The following is a 1664-nucleotide window of genomic DNA, read 5'->3' as shown; positions in this document are numbered from 1 at the left end:
AACTTCGGGGGATGTTCTTCAGCGGGCCAGGGGCAGTGCGGCGAGGGCCGCGACGAGCAGGGTGAGCGGGCCGAAGAGGGCGAGCAGTGCGGCGGCCCGTACGGCGGCGGCGGCGCGCAGCGTCGAACGGGGCGCGCCGAGGCGCAGCAGCGCGGAGGTGGTGTCGGTGCGGGTGTGCTTGGCCTCGACGGCCGCGGTGAGGAGGGTGGCCACCGTGGCGCCGGCCACGACCAGGGCGCCGAGGGTGCCCAGGGGGTGGGCGGCGGGGCCGTCCTCGCCGTACAGCGTCACCGCCGCGTAGGCCGCGGAGGCCACGGCGCAGACGATGCCGAGGGGGCGGCCGATGCGGCTCGACTCCTCCATGAGGACGCGGCCGGCGAGCAGGCGCAGGGCGCCGGGGCGGGCGGCCTGGAGGAGACGGCCGCAGAGGTGGGTGAGGCCGGGGCCGGCGAGCGCGAGGCCGAGGGCGGTCAGGGTCCAGCCGAGGAGGGTGCCGGCGGTGGGGGTGGGGTGGGGGTCGGTGGTGTTGCGGGTGTAGGTCTCGATGGCGAGGCCTGCGGTGAGGATGGCGATGCCCCAGGGGAGGGTGGTGGTGTTCTGGCGGGGGGTGTTCGTGGTCAGTGGCCGGGCGTCCGTGGTCAGTGGCCGGGTGTCCGCCGGGGTGTCCGTGAGGGGAGCCTCCGCCGGGGTGGCCGTGGGGTGGGGGGCGCTTGCCGGCGAGTGCAGGGTGCCGCCTGCGCCCACCCGTGCCGCCCCAGCGGCACGACTGCCCGCAGGCTGAGCGGGTTGGGGGGTGTGGCTGCCCGCGGGCTGAGCGGCGCGGCTGCCCGCGGGCTCAGGGGCGTAGCTGTCCGCGGGGTGAGTGGCGTGGCTGTCCGCGGGGTGAGTGGTGTGGCTGCTTGCGGGCATGGGGGCTTCGGGTGTGTCGGTGGTGGCCGGAGGTGTCGGGGCTGGGGGTGTGGTGGGGGTCTGGGGCCAGCGGGCGCCGAAGCGGCCGTAGGTGCCGAAGGTTTCGCGGGCCGTGCCCCAGCCGTACGCGCCGAAGCGGCCGTAGCCGCGGGTGCCCGTGGAGCGGGCGGGCCGCGCCTCGCGGGGGCGGAGGGACAGGGCCACCGCGGCGGACGCGATCGCCGGGAGCAGCGTCAGGAGGGTGACGGCCGCGGGGAAGGGGAGGCGCAGGCCGACCGCGAGGGAGTCGGCCGCGGCGCCGTCGAAGGGCCTGGCGGTCAGGTCGCCGCGCAGGTGGAGGAAGGCGAGCAGGGCCACCAGCGAGCCGATCGCCCCGGCGAGGGCCGTGGTCGTCGCGGAGACGGCCATCAGCCGGCCGGGTCCGAGGCCGATCGCCGACAGGCCGGGCCGGGGCCGGGTGCCCGGGTCGGTACGGGCCACGGCGACGGCGAAGTACACGGTGGCGGCGAGGGGGGCCGCGCACCAGGCGAGGCGGAGCGCGGAGGCGCCGGTCGAGTCGGAGTGGCCGATCGCGTGCCCGAGGGCGCACAGCAGCAGGAAGCCCGTGCCCGCCGAGAACGCCGCGACCAGCAGGCGGCGCAGCTGGACGGCGAACCGGGCGCGGCGGCTCAGACGGAGAGCGAGCACGCTGCCCGGCCTTCCGTCGCGGGGCCCGAGGAGGCCACCGTGGTCTCGGTCACCGGCGGCAGGTGCAC

The 1664-nt window shown here is 77.8% G+C and carries 1 protein-coding gene; it reads right to left on the bottom strand.

Going from position 1 to position 1664, the window contains the following annotated elements; translation table 11 throughout:
* Window positions 1-18 precede the first annotated feature (18 nt).
* Window positions 19-1596 (bottom strand): hypothetical protein, encoded by a 1578-nt coding sequence (locus tag GTW67_RS03815; protein WP_161163370.1) that lies wholly within the window; start codon window positions 1594-1596, stop codon window positions 19-21.
* Between the last annotated feature and the right edge of the window lie 68 nt (window positions 1597-1664).

This window comes from Streptomyces sp. SID5910 (genome assembly GCF_009862125.1).
In the GTDB taxonomy this organism is placed as follows: domain Bacteria; phylum Actinomycetota; class Actinomycetes; order Streptomycetales; family Streptomycetaceae; genus Streptomyces.
Note: the sequence above shows the minus strand (reverse complement) of the source record. Positions and strands in the feature narration are given on the sequence as shown.